18 protein-coding genes and 3 tRNA genes are annotated in these 19,402 nt (G+C 58.9%); 11 read left to right on the plus strand and 10 right to left on the minus strand.

What is annotated here, in order from left to right; genetic code table 11:
- Nucleotides 1-2: 2 nt before the first annotated feature.
- The 4 genes from ACI3K0_RS09850 to ACI3K0_RS09865 all read left to right on the plus strand — a co-directional run bounded on the left by ACI3K0_RS09850 (nucleotide 3) and on the right by ACI3K0_RS09865 (nucleotide 2,026).
- Nucleotides 3-506 carry a GNAT family N-acetyltransferase gene (locus ACI3K0_RS09850; RefSeq protein ID WP_148148014.1) on the plus strand — a complete coding sequence of 168 codons (504 nt, stop codon included), beginning with the start codon at nucleotides 3-5 and terminating at the stop codon, nucleotides 504-506.
- Between the two features lie 23 nt (nucleotides 507-529).
- The gene (locus ACI3K0_RS09855) at nucleotides 530-991 is read left to right on the plus strand and encodes a GNAT family N-acetyltransferase (protein WP_148148015.1); all 462 of its coding nucleotides are present in this window, start codon (nucleotides 530-532) and stop codon (nucleotides 989-991) included.
- Between the two features lie 113 nt (nucleotides 992-1,104).
- Nucleotides 1,105-1,503, plus strand: a complete 399-nt coding sequence (locus ACI3K0_RS09860) for an NADH:ubiquinone oxidoreductase subunit NDUFA12 (protein WP_148148016.1) — start codon at nucleotides 1,105-1,107, stop codon at nucleotides 1,501-1,503.
- Between the two features lie 103 nt (nucleotides 1,504-1,606).
- Complete coding sequence (locus tag ACI3K0_RS09865; protein ID WP_394353679.1) at nucleotides 1,607-2,026, plus strand: DUF2155 domain-containing protein; 420 nt, start codon at nucleotides 1,607-1,609, stop codon at nucleotides 2,024-2,026.
- A gap of 17 nt (nucleotides 2,027-2,043) precedes the next feature.
- Here the strand turns inward: ACI3K0_RS09865 and aat are convergent, their stop codons facing one another.
- From aat to ACI3K0_RS09895, 6 genes are all read right to left on the minus strand, one after another.
- Complete coding sequence (aat, locus tag ACI3K0_RS09870; RefSeq protein WP_148148018.1) at nucleotides 2,044-2,661, minus strand: leucyl/phenylalanyl-tRNA--protein transferase; 618 nt, start codon at nucleotides 2,659-2,661, stop codon at nucleotides 2,044-2,046.
- Between the two features lie 53 nt (nucleotides 2,662-2,714).
- Nucleotides 2,715-4,061 carry an acetyl-CoA carboxylase biotin carboxylase subunit gene (accC, locus tag ACI3K0_RS09875; RefSeq protein WP_148148019.1) on the minus strand — a complete coding sequence of 449 codons (1,347 nt, stop codon included), beginning with the start codon at nucleotides 4,059-4,061 and terminating at the stop codon, nucleotides 2,715-2,717.
- Nucleotides 4,062-4,071: 10 nt separating this feature from the next.
- Entirely contained in the window at nucleotides 4,072-4,539 is a 468-nt protein-coding gene (gene accB, locus ACI3K0_RS09880; protein ID WP_183826845.1) for an acetyl-CoA carboxylase biotin carboxyl carrier protein, read from the minus strand.
- 29 nt (nucleotides 4,540-4,568) lie between these two features.
- Nucleotides 4,569-5,006, minus strand: coding sequence for a type II 3-dehydroquinate dehydratase (gene aroQ / locus ACI3K0_RS09885; RefSeq protein ID WP_183826842.1), 438 nt, complete (start codon nucleotides 5,004-5,006; stop codon nucleotides 4,569-4,571).
- Between the two features lie 141 nt (nucleotides 5,007-5,147).
- Entirely contained in the window at nucleotides 5,148-5,906 is a 759-nt protein-coding gene (locus tag ACI3K0_RS09890; protein WP_183826839.1) for a DsbA family protein, read from the minus strand.
- 284 nt (nucleotides 5,907-6,190) lie between these two features.
- Nucleotides 6,191-9,094, minus strand: coding sequence for a ribonuclease E/G (locus tag ACI3K0_RS09895; RefSeq protein ID WP_183826836.1), 2,904 nt, complete (start codon nucleotides 9,092-9,094; stop codon nucleotides 6,191-6,193).
- Between the two features lie 629 nt (nucleotides 9,095-9,723).
- On the opposite strand from ACI3K0_RS09895, the gene ACI3K0_RS09900 reads away from it, so the two are divergent.
- From ACI3K0_RS09900 to prfB, 3 genes are all read left to right on the plus strand, one after another.
- On the plus strand, nucleotides 9,724-10,959 hold the full coding sequence (locus ACI3K0_RS09900) for an N-acetylmuramoyl-L-alanine amidase (RefSeq protein ID WP_183827478.1): 1,236 nt from the start codon (nucleotides 9,724-9,726) through the stop codon (nucleotides 10,957-10,959).
- 259 nt (nucleotides 10,960-11,218) lie between these two features.
- Entirely contained in the window at nucleotides 11,219-13,690 is a 2,472-nt protein-coding gene (locus ACI3K0_RS09905) for a penicillin-binding protein 1A (protein WP_183826833.1), read from the plus strand.
- A gap of 109 nt (nucleotides 13,691-13,799) precedes the next feature.
- A protein-coding gene (prfB, locus tag ACI3K0_RS09910; RefSeq protein WP_183826830.1) for a peptide chain release factor 2 occupies nucleotides 13,800-14,931 on the plus strand; the annotation gives its coding sequence in 2 pieces (ribosomal slippage) (nucleotides 13,800-13,868 and nucleotides 13,870-14,931; 1,131 coding nt in all).
- 104 nt (nucleotides 14,932-15,035) lie between these two features.
- On the opposite strand, the gene ACI3K0_RS09915 is transcribed toward prfB, so the two are convergent.
- On the minus strand, nucleotides 15,036-15,809 hold the full coding sequence (locus tag ACI3K0_RS09915; RefSeq protein ID WP_183826827.1) for an NAD kinase: 774 nt from the start codon (nucleotides 15,807-15,809) through the stop codon (nucleotides 15,036-15,038).
- A 258-nt stretch (nucleotides 15,810-16,067) separates the two neighbouring features.
- Here ACI3K0_RS09915 and ACI3K0_RS09920 point away from each other — a divergent pair.
- A tRNA-Thr gene (locus ACI3K0_RS09920) sits at nucleotides 16,068-16,143 on the plus strand.
- Between the two features lie 53 nt (nucleotides 16,144-16,196).
- On the opposite strand, the gene cysQ is transcribed toward ACI3K0_RS09920, so the two are convergent.
- The 3 genes from cysQ to rlmB all read right to left on the minus strand — a co-directional run bounded on the left by cysQ (nucleotide 16,197) and on the right by rlmB (nucleotide 18,687).
- The gene (gene cysQ, locus ACI3K0_RS09925; RefSeq protein WP_183826824.1) at nucleotides 16,197-17,018 is read right to left on the minus strand and encodes a 3'(2'),5'-bisphosphate nucleotidase CysQ; all 822 of its coding nucleotides are present in this window, start codon (nucleotides 17,016-17,018) and stop codon (nucleotides 16,197-16,199) included.
- 115 nt (nucleotides 17,019-17,133) lie between these two features.
- Nucleotides 17,134-17,715, minus strand: coding sequence for a DUF982 domain-containing protein (locus tag ACI3K0_RS09930; RefSeq protein ID WP_183826821.1), 582 nt, complete (start codon nucleotides 17,713-17,715; stop codon nucleotides 17,134-17,136).
- 93 nt (nucleotides 17,716-17,808) lie between these two features.
- Nucleotides 17,809-18,687, minus strand: coding sequence for a 23S rRNA (guanosine(2251)-2'-O)-methyltransferase RlmB (rlmB, locus tag ACI3K0_RS09935; protein ID WP_183826818.1), 879 nt, complete (start codon nucleotides 18,685-18,687; stop codon nucleotides 17,809-17,811).
- Nucleotides 18,688-18,884: 197 nt separating this feature from the next.
- On the opposite strand from rlmB, the gene ACI3K0_RS09940 reads away from it, so the two are divergent.
- The 3 genes from ACI3K0_RS09940 to ACI3K0_RS09950 form a co-directional block, all read left to right on the plus strand.
- Nucleotides 18,885-18,969: transfer RNA gene (locus ACI3K0_RS09940), tRNA-Tyr, on the plus strand.
- A gap of 30 nt (nucleotides 18,970-18,999) precedes the next feature.
- A tRNA-Gly gene (locus ACI3K0_RS09945) sits at nucleotides 19,000-19,073 on the plus strand.
- Between the two features lie 204 nt (nucleotides 19,074-19,277).
- Nucleotides 19,278-19,402, plus strand: a 125-nt coding sequence (locus tag ACI3K0_RS09950) for a GTP-binding protein (protein WP_262928001.1), incomplete at its 3' end; no start/stop codon positions are given.

The raw sequence follows: 19,402 nt of genomic DNA on the forward strand, positions 1-19,402 counted from the left end.
TCTTGTTCTTCGTACGCACCGCCGGCGACGAGGACGTGGAGAAGATCCGCGTCCTTTTAGGCGAAACGTTTCATGATGCTTATGATCCGTTCTATGGAGCGGATCAGGTTTCGCAGATGGTGAGCGGTTGGCATTCGACGAACGCGATCCGCTCGCGCATCGGCAAGCGTGACGGCGAGTTTCTCGTGGCCGATGATGGCCGCAAGCTCGGCGGCATCGCTTATGCGGCCATCTATCCCAAGATGGCCAGGACCGTGATGCTGCACCAACTCTACGTTCGCCCTTCCTGCCAGAACGAGGGTATCGGCCGCGATCTGTTTGCCGAGATGGAAACCTGCTTCCCGGACGCGGAAATCATGCGCGTCGAGGTTGCCCTTCCGAATGTCCGCGCCATGTCTTTTTACGAGCGCCTTGGTTTCTCCGAGGTCGACCGGATGGAAGAATGGGGCGCACCGAATTCGGGCCTGCCCGCCATCATCATGGAAAAACGTCTGCAGCAGCATTGAATGCGGGCGAGGGGGAAAGAGCTATGACCGACTTGATCATCCGACGCGCACATGAGGAGGATCTGAGCGCGATCGTTGCCATGTTTGCTGACGATCAAAAGGGCGGCCACGGCGACACGACCGATCCCGAAGCGTATGAGGATTATCTTCGCGCTTTCCACATGATCGATGCTTCCGCCAATGAGCAGCTGTTCGTGGCTGAGTTGGATGGCGAGGTCGTCGGCACGTTTCAGTTACTCTACACCCGCACGCTTACCTCGCGAGGATCCCTGGCGATGATCATCGAGGCGGTGCAGACGCGCTCGGATATGCGCAGCCGCGGTATTGGGGGTCGGATGATCGATTATGCTGTGCAAGAGGCAAGGCGCCACGATTGCCAGCTGGCGCAATTGACCTCCAATGCAGTTCGCACCGATGCCCATCGTTTCTACGAGCGGCAGGGCTTTGCCAGGAGCCATGCCGGTTTCAAGATGAAGCTCAAGTAGTCTTGAAGCCTAGAATCGCTGGACAGGACCGGCGGCAGGCGTCATAAGCAGGATAGCCATTTTTCGGCGTCCACAAGTCCAATTCGACGATTGTCAAAGCGACGGAATACCCCATGAAAGAACTTCTGCTGCAGATATTCACCTGGTGGAACGGTCAGACGATGGGGACGCGTTTCTTCACCTGGCGGCACGGCAAGAAGGTCGGCGAAGACGAAATGGGCAACGTCTATTACGAAGGTCCGATGACTTCCTGGGGCAAGCCCAAGCGCTGGGTCATCTACAAGGGCTACGCGGACGCTTCCGCCATCGCTCCCGGCTGGCACGGCTGGATGCATTATCGCACCGATGTCCCGCCGTCGCTGGAGACCTACGCCGCCCGCGAATGGCAGAAGCCGCACAAGCCGAACATGACCGGCACGCCGCTCGCCTATCACCCCAAGGGCTCCCTGGCTTCCACAGGCGAACGCCCCCGCGTCACCGGCGACTACGATGCCTGGACGCCCGGCAACTGAGACTGCTGGAGATCGGCTGAGACCTTGACGGTCATTTGGCCATAATCGCAATCTAGTCATCGACCGTTAACGCGGGCGAGACGGGATGAAAATGACACGGACTATGCCTTTTCCACGCAAACTCATTCTCGGTGCGCTGATCGCGGTGGCACCGCTGCTTGCCACGGAACAGGCCGTTGCTGCCCGGATTTCCAATCCGGTTGCCGTCTTTGCCGGCATCGACAAGATCACCGGCCGCATCACCACCTTCGACGTCTATGTCAACGAGACGGTGCAATACGGCGCGCTGCAGGTGACACCAAAGGTCTGCTATTCCCGCGACGACACCGAGGCACAGAAGATCGACGGCTTTATCGAAGTCGACGAGATCACCCTCGACCGCAAGATCCGCCGTATCTTCTCCGGCTGGATGTTTGCCGACAGCCCTGGCCTTAACGCCGTCGAGCACCCGATCTATGACGTCTGGCTGACTGGCTGCAAGCCGCAGTCCGATATTCCTGCGCCGGCAAAAGCCACCAATTGATCGATTAGAACTTTCCCTCAGAAGGGCAGGTGCGGCCGGTCGACGGCGTCGCGCAACAGAACCAGATATTCGTCCTTGGGGATATCGATCGCGCCGAATGTCTTCAGGTGGTCGGTGGTAAACTGCGTGTCGAGCAATCTGAAACCGTTCCGGTTCAACCTTTCGACCAGATGTACGAGGCAGATCTTCGAGGCATCCGTTTTCCTCGAAAACATGCTTTCGCCGAAGAAGGCGGCCCCCAGAGACACGCCATAGAGCCCGCCGACCAGAGCGCCCTCCTGCCAGGCTTCGACGCTGTGTGCGTGGCCCATGCGGTGAAGCTCGCCATAGAGTTGGCGGATGGTCGCATTGATCCAGGTGCTCGGGCGGTCGGCGGCTGATTCCGCACACATGCCGATCACCTCGTCGAAGGCCGTGTCGAACCGAATTTCGAATGGCTGCTTGCGGATGGTTTTAGCGAGGCTTTTCGAGATGTGGAAATCGTAGAGCGGGATGATGCCACGCATTTCGGGCTCGACCCAGAAGATCTCCGGGTCATCGGCGGACTCCGCCATCGGGAAAAGGCCTATGGAATACGCTCGCAACAGAACGTCCGGTGTAATTGCCGGGTAATATCTGCCGCGCCGCCCTGCCATTTCGCTCCCTAAAGAATGTGCCCGGAACTTTCTGCTCCGGGCACATCATATACCTAGTGTTGGTCGCCGCCAGCCAGATAGTTTTCCAGCCAGTGAATGTCGTAGTTACCCTTCTGGATATCCGGGTTGTCGACCAGATCCCGGAAGAGGGGCAGCGTCGTCTTGATACCGTCGACGACAAACTCGTCGAGCACGCGGCGCAGCCGCCTCATGCATTCCTCACGGGTACGGCCATGCACGATCAGCTTGCCGATCAGGCTGTCGTAGTAAGGCGGGATCTTGTAGCCGGCATATGCGCCTGAATCGACGCGAACACCGAGACCGCCAGGTACATGGAAATGCGTGATCGTGCCGGGTGACGGCACGAAGGTGCGCGCATCCTCGGCATTGATACGGCATTCAATCGCGTGGCCCTGGAACTGGATTTCTTCCTGGGAAACGGAAAGTCCCTCGCCGGAAGCGACCCTGATCTGCTCGTGAACGAGATCGATATTGGTGATCGCTTCGGTTATCGGATGTTCCACCTGCAGGCGGGTGTTCATTTCAATGAAATAGAACTCGCCGTTTTCGTAGAGGAATTCGATCGTACCGGCACCGCGATACTTCATCTTCTTCATTGCGTCGGCGCAGATCTGGCCGATGTTCATCCGCTGCTCGACCGTCAGGGCAGGGGAATTGGCTTCTTCCCAGACCTTCTGGTGACGACGCTGCAGCGAGCAGTCGCGCTCACCGAGATGGATCGCATTGCCTTCGCCGTCACCGACCACCTGGATTTCGATGTGCCGCGGCTTGCCGAGGTACTTTTCCATGTAGACTGCGCCATTGCCGAAAGCATTGAGCGCTTCGGTGCGGGCGGTGTCGAACGCTTCCTGCAAGTCGGCTTCGGTCTTGGCGACCTTCATGCCGCGTCCGCCGCCACCGGCGGTCGCCTTGATCAGGACCGGGAAGCCGATCTCCCTGGCGATGTCCATGACGTTTTCAGGCGTGACTTCGCCTTCGGAGCCCGGAACGACCGGGATGCCGAGTTCTACGGCCGTCTGCTTGGCGGTGATCTTGTCACCCATCAGGCGGATATGTTCGGCGGTCGGGCCGATGAAGGTGATGCCATGCGCTTCGAGGATTTCCGCGAACTTGGCATTCTCCGACAGGAAGCCGTAGCCCGGATGCACGGCGTCAGCGCCGGTGATCTCGCAGGCTGCAACGATCTGGTGGATGTTGAGATAGCTCTCGCGCGACGGCGGAGGGCCGATGCACACGCTCTCGTCGGCGAGGCGGACATGCATGGCGTCCGCATCGGCCGTGGAATGCACGGCGACGGTTGCGATGCCGAGTTCCTTGGCGGCTCTCAGGACACGCAGCGCGATCTCACCGCGATTGGCTATGAGGATCTTGGAAATCATAAAAAGCGCCTTACTCGACGATGACGAGCGGCTGACCGTATTCCACGGGCTGCGCGTCGTTGACCAGAATTTCAGTGACCTTGCCTGAGCGCGGCGCGGGGATCTGGTTCATGGTCTTCATCGCTTCGATGATGAGCAGCGTCTGGCCTTCCTTGACGGTCGCGCCGACTTCGATGAATGCCTTTGCGCCCGGAGCAGGCGACAGGTAAGCCGTGCCGACCATCGGTGCGGTAACCGCGTTCTTGTTGTCGGCAGCTGCGACAGGTGCTGCTACCGGAGCGGCGGCAACGGGTGCTGCGGCTGCAACCGGGGCGGCTGCCGCGATCGGCGCCTGTACGTACTGCATTGCCGAAGCGCGCGAAACGCGGATGCGCAGATCGTCCTGCTCGACTTCGATCTCGGTGAGATCGGTATCGTTGAGGATGTCAGCGAGGTCGCGGATCAGTCCCTTGTCGATCCCGTTCTTCTTCTCAGACATGGCAAACCCTATTGTTCTGTTCTATCTTGTCAGGCGATTGTGTATTTCAAGGCATGGAGCGCCAGAATGTAGCTCGCCGTGCCGAAGCCGCAGATGACGCCCTTGGCAGCCGGCGCGATCATCGAGTGATGGCGAAACTCTTCCCGTGCATGAACATTCGAGATGTGCAGCTCGATGACCGGTACCGACACCGCCTTGATCGCGTCGTGAAGCGCGATCGATGTGTGCGTATAGGCACCGGCATTGATGGCGACGCCGACGGCCTTGTCGCCGGCTTCGTGAACCCAGTCGATCAGCGTTCCCTCATGGTTGCTCTGCCGAAAATCGACATCGAAACCAAGCTCTTTGCCCGCTGCAATGCATTGCTGCTTAACGTCATCCAGCGTTTGCCCGCCGTAGATGCCCGGCTCTCTTTTGCCAAGCATATTGAGGTTTGGGCCGTTGAGGACGAAAATCGTCTTGCTCATACCGATCTTATGTTCCATCCGAATTCAGCGGCCACCTATAGACCGGTAGGCCGGCAAGGGAAAGCCCCTGCCGCGCCGAAACGCCGCTGGTCCACTAATCGATTCGCAATTCGTCAAAGATAGTCGGAAAGCAGGCCGGTCTCAGCAGCTTGCCTTGCCGCAAGAGCGGACATTGCCGACCTTTTCCTCGATCTGCTGCAGGCCGACGGCGCCGAACACCGCTTCATCGCCCACGACATAGCTCGGCGTGCCGGTGATTCCGATCGCGTTTGCCAGCTGATAGGCCTGCCGAACGATGTCGTCATTTGGCTTGTCGGTCATCGTCTTGCGAATCTTGGCCTCATCGACGCCGAGTTCGGTCGCAACGGAAATCGCCGTTGCTTCGGAGGCATGCTCCTGGCCGACGAGAAGTTCGCGGTGAAATTCCGGATACTTTTCAGGTGCGAGAATGCGCACCGCATCGGCCACCTTGTGCGCCGCCAAGGAATCCGGGCCAAGGATCGGAAATTCCTTCAGCACGAAACGGATATTCTTGTCCTTCGCAAGAATGTCGTCCATGTCGCTCATGGCCCGTTTGCAATAGCCGCAATTGTAATCGAAGAACTCGACCACCGTCACATCCCCCTTGGGGTTTCCAAGCACGATGTCATTGGGAGACGAGAAGATTTCGTCCTTGTTGGCGGCAACCGCCTTAGTCGACTGATCCGTCCGCTGCGCCTGCTGCTTCGCTTCCAATGCGTTCTGGACCTCGATCATGACCTCGGGGTTCTGGATCAGATATTCTCGGATGAACGCACCCATTTCCTTCTTCTGGCTGTCGTCGAGCGCAACGGCCGGTACTGCAGCGAGAGAAGCGGCAATCGCCGCTCCTGCGGCGAAGGTTTTGAACAGGCGCGTCATGAAATTCCTCTTGAAGCTTTGCGCCACGAATCTCGTGACGCCGGCGTAATTGTGCCGCAAGGCTAAGCCAGCCGGCGCATCCGGGAAATAGGAAATGTGCATCGCGGCACGATCAAGGCTTCAAATCTCCGTAAGGCAACTGGACCACGGAGATTCCGATAGGCAACCACATACAGGAGCTTGCGGCTGTTTCCTAAACCGATTCCCCAACGGTTGAGACCGGAAAGCCAAAAACAAAAATGGCCGCATAAGCGGCCATTTTTTTACATCAAGTCAGTTGCGGATCAGAAGAATCCGCGGCGTTGCCACCAGCCGGCCTTTTTCGGCTTGGCTTGGTCAGCGTCACCTTCCGGCGTTGAATTGCCTTCAGAGCTTTTCACCACAGCCTCGCTAGAGGACGAGATGTTAGAGGCACGGTTCGCGCGGGCAGGCTTGGCGTCTTCATCGGCTGCCGGCGTTGCTTCGACCGGTGCGGTCTCGGTTGCAGGCTCTTCGACCTTGATCTCGGCTGTCGGAGCGGCTTCCACAGTTTCGGCAACAACCTCTGCCGCCTCTGTGGCTGCAACTGCGGCAGCAGCTTCGGCTTCGATGGCCTTCTTGCTACGGCGTGCACGCTTCGGCTTTGCCGGAGCTTCTGCCTCTGCTGCAACTTCAGCCGGTGCAGCTTCCGCAATCGCTTCTGCCGGAGCAGGTTCTACGGCTTCAATCGTAGCCTCGACCACTTCGGCAACTTCGGCCACAGGGGTTTCTTCACCTTCGTTGTCCGAATCATCTTCCGCGCCGGCTTCTACACCGTCCTCGCCATTGCGGTTACGGCGACCACCACGCTTGCCGCGGCGACGGCGCTTGCGACGGCCGTTTTCGTCCGTCTCCGAATCTGCGGAAACCTCGGAGGTTGCGGAGACTTCGGCGGCATCGTCTTCGCTCTCGTCGTCACCATCCTCGGCGTCCTCGGAGATTTCGTCGATATTGCTGCCCTGTGTCTGGGCATCGCCATTCCGTTCGCCGTTACGGTTACGACGACGACGACGACGCTTGCGCTTGCGGCCGTTCTGGTCGTCGCCCTCGGCGCGTTCCGGCTTGCTGACAGCCTTGGCTGGCTCGATATCGTTTTCTTCCTCGTCCTCCTCCATGTCGATGACGACATCATCGTCTTCCTCGACAGGGATGGCGGCAAACTGCATCAGGCTTTCAATCTTGATCGGGTTCTCGACGGCTTCGCCGCGATCGATCGCAAAATGGGTCGAGCCGATGCTGACATCGGATTCGATGAAGATCGAGACCCCGAAGCGGTTTTCGTAATCCACCACGGTGCCGCGCTTGTGGTTCAGCAGGAAGAGCGCGATGTCCGGAGTGGTGCGCACGGTGATGTCGTGCGTGGTGTTCTTCAGCAGATATTCTTCGATGCCGCGCAGCACGTGCAGGGCAACGGAAGACTGCGAACGGACATGGCCGGTTCCGCCGCAATGCGAGCAGATCTGCGTTGTCGATTCAAGAACCGAAGCGCGGATACGCTGACGCGACATTTCCAGAAGACCGAAATGTGAGATTCGGCCGACCTGGATGCGGGCGCGGTCGTTCTTCAGGCAATCCTTCAGCTTCTTCTCGACGGCGCGGTTGTTGCGCTTTTCTTCCATGTCGATGAAGTCGATGACGATCAGGCCGGCAAGGTCACGCAGGCGAAGCTGGCGGGCAACTTCTTCGGCGGCCTCGAGGTTCGTCTGCAGTGCCGTGTCTTCGATCGAGTGCTCGCGGGTCGAGCGGCCGGAATTGACGTCGACAGCCACCAGCGCTTCCGTCTGGTTGATGATCAGGTATCCACCGGACTTGAGCGTCACCTGAGGTTGCAGCATGCGGTCAAGCTGCGCCTCGATGCCGGAGCGGGCAAAGATCGGATGCAGGTCGCGATAAGGCTGAACCACCTTGGCATGGCTCGGCATCAGCATCTTCATGAAGTCTTTCGCTTCACGATAGCCTTCTTCGCCGGAAACGACGATTTCGCTGATATCCTTGTTGTAGAGATCGCGGATAGAGCGCTTGATCAGCGAGCCTTCTTCATAAACGAGGCAAGGCGCGGTCGACTGCAGCGTCAGCGTGCGGACGTTTTCCCACAGGCGCATCAGGTATTCGAAGTCGCGCTTGACCTCGACGCGGGTGCGGTTGGCGCCGGCAGTACGCAGGATGACGCCCATGCCCTGCGGCACGTCGAGCTCCTTGGCTATTTCCTTCAGGCGCTTGCGGTCCTGCGGCTGGGTGATCTTGCGGGAAATACCGCCACCACGCGCAGTGTTCGGCATCAGAACCGAATAACGGCCGGCAAGCGACAGATAGGTGGTGAGAGCCGCACCCTTGTTGCCGCGCTCTTCCTTGGCGACCTGCACGAGCAGAATCTGGCGGCGCTTGATGACTTCCTGGATACGGTACTGCTTGCGCGGCTTGCGCACGACGCGATCCGGAACCTCTTCCATGGCGTCTTCGGCGCCGACGGATTCGATCACTTCCTTTTCGTGGTTGTCGTCATCGTCGTCATCATCGTCGCTGTCACGACCACGGCGGGCATCGACATCTTCGGAAATCGAATCGGTATCGATCATCGCCGCCATGCTTTCTGGCGTCGAATCGTCGGCTTCGTCGGAAGGTGCGCTTTCAGCAGCTTCTGCGGTGGCCGCAGCTTCTTCCGGAGCGGCTTCCACCGCCTTCTTGCGCGAACGGGTGCGCTTCGGCTTGGCCTTCTTTTCAGGTTCGGCTTCAGCGGCAGCCTCGGCGACCGGAGCTTCCTTGGCCTCTACGGCTTCAGCAGCCACAGGGGCTTCAGCCGCCGGAATGCCGACATCTGGCTGTTCCTCGTTGGCTAGGTCCACCACCGGATCGGCGGCGTCTGCCTCGGCGATCTTGCGCTGGTCTTCCGCTTCCTGCTGCATCAGGGCCTGACGGTCCGCGAGCGGGATCTGGTAGTAGTCAGGGTGGATTTCCGCAAAGGCCAGGAAGCCGTGACGGTTACCGCCGTAATCGACGAAGGCCGCCTGAAGCGAGGGTTCGACGCGCGTTACCTTGGCGAGGTAAATATTGCCCCGGATCTGCTTCTTGTGCTGCGATTCGAAATCGAATTCTTCGATGCGGTTGCCGCGTACGACGACTACGCGCGTCTCCTCTTCGTGAGACGCGTCGATAAGCATTTTGTCTGCCATTGAAATTCTGCTCCTCGGCGCCGCCGTACAAATGCACGAAAGCCTGCCGCGAGGACAGGCTCGTTATGCACAACGGTCATGACGCCGGATAAGGGTGATCCCGCGGGGTCAAGGCGAGACGGCAAGCGGAGAGGCAGCGAAGCCGTGGGCTTCTTCCTTCTTTCCGAGACTTGAAAAATTTGCCGCAACATTAAGGACCAAGCGAGAATGACGATAACTGAACCCTTGCGGGTCCGATGGGGTGCTCCGTGCGAGCGGTGGGTGGCGTGCCACCCGGCATTTTTCCGGCCGTAGCCGGAGTGATCGGTTACGCAAGGTCAAGAGTTGCGACGGCGGATGTTTACCGGTACTTGGCGCCAGTCCTTTAAGGCTGGCAAGCCCATCGGCAGACTATCCCGTCAACCCTCTAACCTCACTGGCTTTGTATGGTTTATCTGTCACAATAGCAAGGGAAAAGCCGTATCCGCCATATTGTGGATGGATTTAGCGGCCTTATCGAAAGTGGTGTTGCAACGTCGATTCTGGGGCTTTGTAACAGAAATGCCTGAAATGCAGGCCTTTCATGTGCGGAAAGGCGCTGCATGGAGGATAAAGAGGCGGGATACGGCTTGAAATTGAATGAAGTGTTGATGATCGGCAAGGCGATCCTGATGCCTGTTGCGGCGAAAAAACTGCGAATCGCCAGCCGAATCGGTCTTCTGGCAATTCTGGCTCTGTTCCCCGTCTCGACCGCTTCTTATGCATCTCAGCAACCCATACTTGCATTTTCAGCAAGAGTCGCCGGCGATGATGCCCGTACCCGCGTCGTCATCGATTTCGAACAGAAACCTGAATTCGTCATTCACTATGTCGATAGCCCTGAGCGGATAATCGTCGATCTCTCCGCTTCCGCCTTCGGCTTTCCCGCCGCAGATCTTGCTCCACGCGGTCTGTTCAAGGATATTCGTTACGGCACGATGGGCAGCGACAGCGCCCGCATGGTGTTCACCGTCAATCGTCCGGTGAAGCTTGTCATGGCCGAGGTGCAGAAGAATGAGGAGAGGGGCTTTCGGCTGGTGCTCGATGCCGAGATGACCAGCAAGGAACAGTTTGCCGAAATTCTCAAGTTGCAGGACTGGAATACCTCTGCTGCCGTCCCGCCACAGGATGTCGGGCCGGTCATCGAGGATGGGGTCTTTACCGTTGCAGTCGACGCCGGGCATGGCGGGATCGATGCCGGTGCGAGCGGTGCGACGACGAAGACGCCGGAAAAGACGGTGACGCTGGATTTTGCTCGTTTGCTTGCCGAGCGTCTGAACAAGGTTGAGGGCGTCAAGGCTTTCCTGACCCGCGAGGACGACACCTTCCTGTCGCTGTCGCAGCGCGTCACGATTGCCCGGCAGAAACACGCCGATCTTTTCATATCTCTCCATGCCGACACCTTGGCGCAGAAGGACATTCGCGGCGCGACCATCTATACGCTTTCCGACAAGGCTTCTGACCGTATGGCTGAAAATCTGGCTGTCCGGGAAAACCTTTCCGACCAGTTGGCCGGTTTCAGTATCGAGAGCGGCCCGCCGGAAGTTGCCGATATCCTGCTCGACCTAACGCGTCGCGAAACCCAGGCATTCTCAGTCGCGCTCGCCGATAACGTTGTGAAATCATTCGAAGGTCAGGTCGGTCTGATCAACAATCCGCACCGGCAGGCCAATTTCCAGGTCCTGCGCGCGCCGGACATTCCGTCGGTCCTTCTGGAAATGGGTTTCCTCTCAAACCCTGAGGACGAGAAGCTTCTGCTCGATGAAGCCTGGAGAGCCAGGGTGGCGAGACTTGTTGCCGATGCCGTCGATCGTTACCGCCGCCGTTCCGTAGCCAATGGCGGGTGAGGGCAGGGCAATCGACGTGGCTACGATGCCACATCGGTCCAGCGATTACCTTGAAGCATCGCGAAGATACGGAATTACCTGTGAAAAGCCCTACTTTCCTCACATTCGAAGAGCAGGTCGCGGTAATAGATTTCGTACGGTCTCCGGTTTCGCGGAGTTGATCCGGTCTCCCTTGCACTGACGCAAACGTCGTGCAAAAGGCCTGTTGGCGTGCGATGGTGCTTTCCGCGCCGAGAGAAAGCTGAACGGTAGCTCAGATATGATCAGACTGATTGGATATTTCTTTGGAATGGCCTGCGTGCTCTTTTTGGGCGTTGCCGCGGCTGCTGCCATCTATTTGACTGGCATGACCAAGGATTTGCCCGACTACGAAGTGCTGGCCTCCTACGAGCCGCCGGTCGCGACGCGCATTCATGCCGGTAACGGCGCGCTGATGTCGGAATATGCGCGCGAACGCCGTCTGTTCCTGCCGATCCAGGCCATTCCCGATCGCGTCAAGGCGGCGTTCCTTTCCGCTGAAGACAAGAATTTCTACAACCATCCGGGCGTCGATCCCTTCGGCCTTGCCCGTGCGGTGTTGAACAACCTGCAGAACATCGGCTCGGGCCGTCGCCCCGAAGGCGCCTCGACGATCACCCAGCAGGTGGCAAAGAACTTCCTGCTTTCCGCCGACCAGACGATGGACCGTAAGATCAAGGAAGCGATCCTGTCCTTCCGCATTGAACAGGCCTATTCCAAGGACAAGATCCTCGAGCTTTATCTCAACGAAATTTTCTTCGGCCTGAACGCCTATGGCATCGCCGGCGCAGCGCTCACTTATTTCGACAAATCTGTGACCGAGCTGACGACGGCGGAAGCCGCCTATCTCGCAGCCCTGCCCAAGGGGCCGAACAACTATCATCCGTTCCGCCACGAACAGGCAGCACTCGAGCGCCGCAACTGGGTTATCGATCGCATGGCCGAGAACGGCTACATCACCCAGGTTGATGCCGATGAAGCTAAGACCCAGCCGCTCGGCGTCAAGCCGCGCCGCGGTTCAGGCAGCGTTATGGCGTCGGAATATTTCTCCGAAGCCGTCCGCCGCCAGCTCATCGAGCGCTATGGCGACAAGGCGCTTTACGAAGGCGGGCTTTCGGTACGCACCTCGCTCGATCCCGATCTACAGGTCATCGCCAGCCGCGTGATGCAGAACGCTCTCGTCGATTACGATGAGCGCCGCGGCTTCCACGGGGCGCTTGCCTCGATTGAAACCTCTCCGGACTGGGCCTTGTCGCTTGGCAAGCTTCTCTCCGAAAACAAGGTTCCGGAATTGCGCGACGTGCCCGATTGGACGATCGCCGTCGTGCTCAGTGCCTCCGCGCATGATGTGGAAATCGGTCTGGAATCCCAGAATGGCAACAAGACTGATCCGGAACGCAAGACCGGTACGATCGCCGCCGAAGACATGAAATGGGCCTATCGGGATGCTGCCAACGAGCGCAAGACCGCAAAAGGCCCCGATGGCGTGCTGAAGGCCGGCGATGTGATCTATGTCGAGCCGCTGAAAGCCGGCGGCAACGCCTATCGCCTGCGCCAGCCTCCGAAGGTTCAGGGCGGTTTTGTTGCCATGGACCCGAATACCGGCCGCGTTCTGGCCATGGTCGGTGGCTTCTCCTATTCGCAGTCGGAATTCAACCGCGCCACGCAGGCCATGCGTCAGCCCGGTTCCTCCTTCAAGCCATTTGTCTATGCAGCGGCACTCGACAACGGCTATACGCCGGCATCCGTCGTCCTCGATGCGCCGATTGAAATCGTTTCCGGCAACCAGGTCTGGCGTCCGTCCAACTACGGCGAAGAGGATGGCACCGGGCCGGCAACGCTGCGTACCGGTATCGAAAAATCCCGTAACCAGATGACCGTGCGCCTCGCGCAGGACATGGGCATGGATCTCGTGGCCGAATATGCCGAACGCTTCGGCATCTATGACAAGATGCAACCCTATCTGCCGATGGCGCTCGGTTCCGGTGAAACGACGGTCATGCGCATGGTCTCGGCCTATGCCGTCATCGCGAATGGCGGCAAGCAGATCAAGCCGACCGTCATCGACCGCATTCAGGATCGTTACGGCAAGACGATTTTCCGCCACGAGGAGCGTGGCTGCGAAGCCTGCAATGCCAAAGGATGGGCAAATCAGGAAGAGCCGGTCCTCGTAGACAATCGCGAGCAGGTTCTCGACCCGATGACCGCCTATCAAATCACCTCGATGATGGAAGGTGTCGTTCAGCGCGGCAGCGCCGCCGGCAAGATTCCGGTCAAGGATCGTTCAGTTGCCGGCAAGACGGGTACCACCAACGATGCGAAGGACACCTGGTTCGTCGGCTTCACGCCAAACATCGTTGCAGGTCTTTATCTCGGTTTCGACACGCCGGCTCCGCTTGGAGCCCGTGCGACCGGCGGTGGCCTGGCCGCGCCGATCTTCGGAACGTTCTTGGAGCAGGCGGCAAAGCTCATGCCAGCCGAAAAATTCCAGGTGCCGGATGGCATGAAGTTCATCGCGGTCAACCGCAAGACCGGCATGATGGCCTTTGACGGCGAGCCCGATACGATTGTCGAAGCCTTCAAGCCTGGCACCGGCCCGGCCGATGTCTTCCAGGTCATCGGCGAAGGCGAATACATGACCCAGGAGCAAATTCTGGACTCGTCGCCTCAGGCCCAGCAGGCCATCACCTCCGGTGCCTCGGGTCTCTACTGACCTGGTCTGAGCGCTCGGCGGCCGGGGCGGCCTTTACATCCGGCCCCGGCGCAACTATGTCCCACCGCATCTTAATCCCTCAGAGATCACAGAGAGAGAAGAATACGCCATGCGCGCGGAAATGCTGAATGTTGTCGACGAAATCAAGCAGGCCATAAGCCTGCTGAGGAGGCATCTTTGACTGGGACCAGGCTGTAAGAAGACTGGACTGGTTGAACAACAAGGCAGAGGATCCGACCCTCTGGAACGATGCGCAGGAAGCTCAGAAGCTGATGCGCGAGCGTCAACAGCTCGATGACAGCATCGGTGGTGTCAGGGCGATGGAGCAGCAGCTTGCCGACAACATCGAGCTTATCGAGCTTGGTGAAGAGGAAGGCGACGACGACATCGTCAAGGATGCCGAAGCTGCCTTGAAGGCGTTGAAGACCGAAGCTGCACGTCGTCAGGTGGAAGCCATGCTTTCCGGCGAGGCGGATGCCAACGACACCTATGTCGAAGTGCATTCCGGCGCTGGCGGCACCGAGAGCCAGGACTGGGCGAACATGCTGCTTCGCATGTATACGCGCTGGGCCGAACGCTCTGGCTATAAGGTCGAGCTTCTCGAAGTGCATGACGGTGAAGAAGCCGGCATCAAGTCCGCGACGATCCTCGTCAAGGGCCACAACGCTTTCGGCTGGATGAAGACAGAATCGGGCGTGCATCGCCTTGTCCGTATTTCTCCTTACGATTCGAATGCGCGGCGGCACACGTCCTTCTCGTCGATCTGGGTATATCCGGTCGTCGATGACTCGATCAATATCGAGATCAACGAAAGCGATTGCCGCATCGATACCTATCGTTCGTCGGGTGCTGGCGGCCAGCACGTCAACACGACCGACTCGGCCGTGCGTATCACCCATATCCCGACCGGCATCGTGGTCGCCTGCCAGCAGGAACGCTCACAGCACAAGAACCGCGCCAAGGCCTGGGAAATGCTGCGCGCCCGCATGTACGAAGCCGAATTGATGAAGCGTGAAGAGGCAGCCAATGCCGAAGCCGCGTCCAAGAGCGATATCGGCTGGGGTCACCAGATCCGTTCCTACGTTCTGCAGCCCTACCAGTTGGTCAAGGATTTGCGCACCGGCGTTTCCTCGACGGCGCCGGACGACGTGCTAGATGGCGACCTGAACGAATTCATGGAAGCGGCCCTCGCGCACCGCATCAGCGGCAAGCCGGATGTCGATGTCGCCGACGTCGATTGATCCGCTTTCACATAAACGAAAAAAGCCGGGCGAAAGTCCGGCTTTTTTGTTTGTCTTGTGGCGAGGTGGCCTCGTCGGCGAACGCCCAGACGAATCATGCCGTTTCAGTTGCTGAACTGCTCCGCCAGAATGCGGTCGGACCAGGAATGGTCCGGATCGGAGAGAATGCGTGCGGTCAGCTCTGTGGACTGGGCGATGCGCACATGCAGCACCGACTTGACCTCGGCGTTGTCGGCAACCGCGTTGACGGGCCGCTTCTCCGGCTCGAGAATGCTGATGTCGACGCAGACATGATTGGGCAGAAGCGCGCCGCGCCAGCGCCGCGGCCGATAGGGCGAAACCGGCGTCATCGCCAGAAGCGGCGCCTCGAGCGGCAGGATCGGCCCGTGGGCAGATAGATTATAGGCCGTCGACCCCGCAGGTGTGGCAACCATCACGCCGTCGCAGATCAGTTCGTCGAGCCTGACGCGGCTATCGACCTCGACCTTGAGCTTGGCTGCCTGATAGGACTGGCGGAACAGATAGACTTCGTTGATGGCAAGCGCAGTGGAGATCGCGCCGTCGGTATCCGTCGTCGTCATTTTCAGCGGATGAAACTCGTTCTCGACTGCAACTGAGATTCGCTCCGGAAGATTTTCCACGCGATAATCGTTCATCAGAAAGCCGACCGATCCGCGGTTCATACCATAAACGCGCGGCCCGGACGTGATCGTTTCATGCAGTGTCTGTAGCATGAAGCCGTCGCCACCGAGTGCCACGATGACATCGGCCTCGCCGACCGGCCGATTGCCGTAAAGCCGGGTGAGTTCCTCCAGCGCCGCTTGCGCCTCGGCTGCCGGGGACGCGATAAAGGATAACGTCTCGCAATGAATGGGCATGAAAAGGCGGACCTTTGAAACGTCGCCCTGAATGAAGCCCCTTGGGGCCGCCCTCAATGGCGTTGGCTGAATTTGTCGATCACCCGAGGATCAACAGCCTCTGGCGCAGCATTGGTACAGGAAAAGACAGCGGCCCGACAAGCGCTCTGGCCCCCGCCAACCGTCCTTCACGGTTGAAGATACTGGACAAATCTGTTCCGCTGCGACGTTTTCGCTTTACAGCAGAATAAAATATGGTAATTCCCGCACCCAGTGGATGCCCTTGTAGCTCAGTTGGTAGAGCACCTGATTTGTAATCAGGGGGTCACGAGTTCGAACCTTGTCGGGGGCACCACTTTTCTACTTAAATGCTGGTAGATCGCACAGCCCATACATTGGCTGTGAAGCCTAAGTGCCGCCGCCACATCGCGCCACGAAATCCGGGTTGGCGAAATCCGCGTATCCGTCGCGCCCCGTCTTGCCGTAAACCAGCGGCTGTCCCGCAAGATCGACCGTGATGCCGCCGGCGGCTCGCAGTACCGCATCGCCTGCTGCCGTGTCCCATTCCATGGTTCGGCCGAAGCGGGGATAAATATCGGCAACGCCCTCGGCGATCAGGCAGAATTTCAGCGATGAACCGACGGTTCTGATCTCCTTCGCGCCACAGCGATTGAGAAAATCGTCGGTCTGGGCGCAACGATGGGAGCGGCTCGCCACGGCTATGCTCGGAACGGGCGTTGTGCGGGCGCGCATTGGTTCGCGCCGGGAGATGCGAAACTCTTCATCGACCCAAAGCTTTTCGGCGCCTTCTGGGTGGCCCACATAGGCGATCTCGAGCGCCGGCGCATAGACGAAGCCGATAACCGGAATGCCATTCTCGATCAGGGCGATGTTGACGGTGAAGTCGGGATGCCTGTTGATGAATTCCTTCGTTCCGTCGAGCGGATCGACGAGGATGAAGGCCTTGCTCGCAATATCCGGAATGTGGCCCGCTGCAACCTGTTCTTCCGCAACGATCGGAATGCCGACGCAGCTTTTATGGAGTTCCGACAGAATGACGGCCTCAGCCTGCTCGTCCGCTTCGGTCACCGGCGAGGCGTCGGCCTTGTAGCGCGCGTGCGCTCCTGCCCGGTGGATGGCAAGAATCGGCCGGCCGGCTTCAAGCGCGGCCTTCTCAAAGACAGCGGCTATCGACTTCCACGATGAAGATATTGGTTGGCTGATCGTCATGATCACATCCCATGCCACGATTTTGCGTGCGAGGGGAGTCTTCAGGCAGGCTATTTGCCTGCGGCTGCTGACCGCGTCACTATCCCATCTGGTCAGCCGGAAGTCGCTGGTGGGTTTACTGCGGCTGCCGATTCGTGCGTCGTGCCATGCCAAACCCGAGTGGCATGAAGATCGATCGCCCGATTTCGATTCCAATTAGACCGAGCAGCTGAAGAAGCCGCGCCACGAGATCCCTGAGACGGAGACGTTGGCTTTCCTCCGCTGAAATTGACGGTTGTCTGGTGGCGACCGCGACGAGTTCCGGTTGATGAGTTTCGTTCGGTACCGCGTTGGCATGCCTGTCGACGGTGGCCGTTGCGCGCTTTCGTATCATCTCGGCCAGCCCGAGTGCGGGGCGAGTATTCGCCTCGGGCGGCGGAGTGAAATCCCATCGATCGCCCAGAAAGGTCTCCGGTTCGATCCGATAACCGGCTTCGAGCGCTGCTTCGATGAAGTTGACGCGGGCAAGCGCCGCATCAGCCTGGCCCACCAACACATCGCGGCAGCATAAGACCGCCGCGATGTGAGTTTCCGTCCGTTTTGTCGGCCAGGCGCCGATCAGCATCAGCGCCGCATCGAGCGTGCCGGTGACGATCACCGTTCCCGGTCGGCCATACATCTCGATCACGACGGGATTTTTCCATGCTCCTGTTTCCATGCGCATCTCCCCAACTTAATATTAGGAAGTGATCACGGAAGGCTTGCGCGAGGATGGATTTATCAGTGCTGCCTAATGTTTCAGTGCAGGCGGCTATGCCTTCGTCAGATGCAGACGCGTTGCATAAAGCGCGATTGCCGCAGCGTTGGAGACATTGAGCGATTTGATCGCGCCGGGCATGTCCAGGCGAGCAAGTGCAGAAACCGTTTCCCGCGTCTTCTGCCGAATGCCCTTGCCTTCGGATCCGAGCACCAGGGCGACCTTGTCGCCGGAAAGCGTTTCTTCCAGCGGTGCCGGTCCTTCCGAATCAAGGCCGATCGTCGAAAAACCGAGCTTGTGCAGCTCGTTCAGCGCGTCGGCGAGATTGGTGATCTGGATGTAGGGGATCAGTTCGAGCGCGCCTGATGCGGATTTGGCAAGCACACCGGATTCCGTCGGGCTATGTCTCTGGGTGGTGATGACTGCGCCGGCACCGAATGCCACGGCAGAGCGCATGATCGCGCCGACATTGTGCGGATCGGTCACCTGGTCGAGCACGAGAAGGAGAGGGCTCTCTTTAAGCGCATCGAGCCGGCGAACCGGCAGCGGCCGTGTCTCCAGCATCACGCCCTGATGGATCGCCTCGGGGCCGAGCACCTTGTCGATATCCTGAGGCGATACGAATTCCACAGGGAAGGGCTGGGCGGTAGAATCACCGATATCCAGACGGACGAAGGCGTTCTGGGTGACGGTAAGCTTGATCAGCTTGCGTTCGGGATTGTCGAGCGCTGCCCGCACCGTATGCAAGCCATAAAGGAAAACCTGATCCTGCTGCAGCTGCGGTGGTTTCCAGTCCTTGTTGGACTTCGGGCGTCTCTGTTGCTGCGGCGTCGGGATTTCGCCGCTCTCGCGCTTCTGGTCGCGCACTGCACGGCGCAGCGTCGCGTAATGGGTGTCGCGGGGGGATTTGTCTTTGGGGTCTTTTGTGCTCATGCCGCTTTATATAGGCGCGCATCTGTCCGGCAAAGCCTTTCCACAGGGGGCTCGGTGGACAACGTAATTTTTTCGTCATTTTTTCAATAAGGTCGTGTTGACAGACGGAAACGAGGCGGTCATATAGCCGCCACAGACGACGGGGCGACACGCTACCGGGTCTGACGAACTTGGTCTCATGATCCAGACGGAATACTGGAGGGATGCCCGAGTGGTTAAAGGGGACGGACTGTAAATCCGTTGGCTCAGCCTACGTTGGTTCAAATCCAACTCCCTCCACCATTCTGTCACCGGATCGGAACCAAACATACCGCGGGTATAGCTCAATGGTAGAGCAGCAGCCTTCCAAGCTGAATACGCGGGTTCGATTCCCGCTACCCGCTCCATTTCACGCTTGAAGACATTTTTGCATGAGTATCCGTAAATCGGGCATTTTGCTTTGATTTCTCGGCATTTCGGCAGCGATTCTGCGCCCGCGCCCTTGTACTCCGGCGCGCCGTAATTATGTCTTGCGCATTCTAGTGGAAAGCCTTAAACGGCTGCACCAAACCCGGTTCCGGGTCCACCTCTATGTTCACAGGAAGCATTCAATGGCAAAGAGCAAGTTTGAGCGCAATAAGCCTCACGTCAACATCGGCACGATCGGTCACGTTGACCACGGCAAGACGTCTTTGACGGCTGCGATCACGAAGTTTTTCGGTGAATTCAAGGCGTA

Origin of the sequence: Rhizobium sp. ZW T2_16 (assembly GCF_044987325.1) — a bacterium.
GTDB lineage: Bacteria > Pseudomonadota > Alphaproteobacteria > Rhizobiales > Rhizobiaceae > Neorhizobium > Neorhizobium cellulosilyticum.

Bases quoted from the DNA above. Each gene is read 5' to 3' on its own strand.
- ACI3K0_RS09855 (WP_148148015.1), top strand. From the start codon at position 530: ATGACCGACTTGATCATCCGACGCGCACATGAGGAGGATCTGAGCGCG.
- ACI3K0_RS09860 (WP_148148016.1), top strand. From the start codon at position 1,105: ATGAAAGAACTTCTGCTGCAGATATTCACCTGGTGGAACGGTCAGACG.
- ACI3K0_RS09865 (WP_394353679.1), top strand. From the start codon at position 1,607: ATGCCTTTTCCACGCAAACTCATTCTCGGTGCGCTGATCGCGGTGGCA.
- aat (WP_148148018.1), bottom strand. From the start codon at position 2,661: ATGGCAGGGCGGCGCGGCAGATATTACCCGGCAATTACACCGGACGTT.
- accC (WP_148148019.1), bottom strand. From the start codon at position 4,061: ATGATTTCCAAGATCCTCATAGCCAATCGCGGTGAGATCGCGCTGCGT.
- accB (WP_183826845.1), bottom strand. From the start codon at position 4,539: ATGTCTGAGAAGAAGAACGGGATCGACAAGGGACTGATCCGCGACCTC.
- aroQ (WP_183826842.1), bottom strand. From the start codon at position 5,006: ATGAGCAAGACGATTTTCGTCCTCAACGGCCCAAACCTCAATATGCTT.
- ACI3K0_RS09890 (WP_183826839.1), bottom strand. From the start codon at position 5,906: ATGACGCGCCTGTTCAAAACCTTCGCCGCAGGAGCGGCGATTGCCGCT.
- ACI3K0_RS09895 (WP_183826836.1), bottom strand. From the start codon at position 9,094: ATGGCAGACAAAATGCTTATCGACGCGTCTCACGAAGAGGAGACGCGC.
- ACI3K0_RS09900 (WP_183827478.1), top strand. From the start codon at position 9,724: ATGATCGGCAAGGCGATCCTGATGCCTGTTGCGGCGAAAAAACTGCGA.
- ACI3K0_RS09905 (WP_183826833.1), top strand. From the start codon at position 11,219: ATGATCAGACTGATTGGATATTTCTTTGGAATGGCCTGCGTGCTCTTT.
- ACI3K0_RS09915 (WP_183826827.1), bottom strand. From the start codon at position 15,809: ATGCCCATTCATTGCGAGACGTTATCCTTTATCGCGTCCCCGGCAGCC.
- cysQ (WP_183826824.1), bottom strand. From the start codon at position 17,018: ATGACGATCAGCCAACCAATATCTTCATCGTGGAAGTCGATAGCCGCT.
- ACI3K0_RS09930 (WP_183826821.1), bottom strand. From the start codon at position 17,715: ATGGAAACAGGAGCATGGAAAAATCCCGTCGTGATCGAGATGTATGGC.
- rlmB (WP_183826818.1), bottom strand. From the start codon at position 18,687: ATGAGCACAAAAGACCCCAAAGACAAATCCCCCCGCGACACCCATTAC.